The sequence below is a fragment of the Acidovorax cavernicola genome, assembly GCF_003581445.1.
Window position 1 is genome coordinate 1 of sequence record NZ_QXMN01000332.1, and the last position, 605, is coordinate 605.

Sequence of the window (605 nt, forward strand, 5' to 3'; positions counted from 1 at the left end):
GGCTTGCTCCGGTGGTGCAACTGGTCTGGGATCTGGTGCGCGACGTCGCGTATGCACGCTGGACGGCGCCGCCACCGCCCGAAGTTCGCAACAAAGTGCGTTGATCGTCGCAAAAAGCGGCGGGCAGCGCAGCAATTTCCACGCCGCCCCCGGGCGCGCGGGTATGATATGGCCCACTGCTCCGCGCCGCTGTGCCACAGTCTGCGCGGATCGGGCCGGCATGCCATTGCGCGCCTGCCGTGCGTGGTGGCGTTAGCTCAGTTGGATAGAGCAACAGCCTTCTAAGCTGTGGGTCACTGGTTCGATTCCAGTACGCCGCACCACCTTGCGTTTCCCCCGCCCCCGACGCCCACCGCGCGCGCCAGCAGGCGTCAGGCCATGCCTTACGGGTTGGCGCAAGGGTCGTTCAGACCCACCATTCCCGTGATTTTCTGCAGACGGCTGCGGCTTTCCAGGCAGGCCTGTTGTTTGTCCTGCGCGGCCTTCTGCTGCGCGAGCAGCAATGTGCGCGCGCGTTCGGCCTCGAGTTGCGCGATGCGCGCCCGGATCTGCGGCATGGCCGCAAGCGCGGCTTTCTCGCCTTCGACGATGGCGCTCGCGCGCTG

Annotated in this window: 1 tRNA gene and 1 pseudogene; one reads left to right on the forward strand and one right to left on the reverse strand. The window is 66.9% G+C overall.

The features are described 5' to 3' along the window. Positions 1-246 precede the first annotated feature (246 nt). A tRNA-Arg gene (locus D3H34_RS33485) sits at positions 247-323 on the forward strand. 60 nt (positions 324-383) lie between these two features. On the opposite strand, the pseudogene D3H34_RS33490 reads toward D3H34_RS33485, so the two are convergent. Continuing rightward, positions 384-605: pseudogene (locus D3H34_RS33490) on the reverse strand (patatin-like phospholipase family protein); the annotation flags it as partial.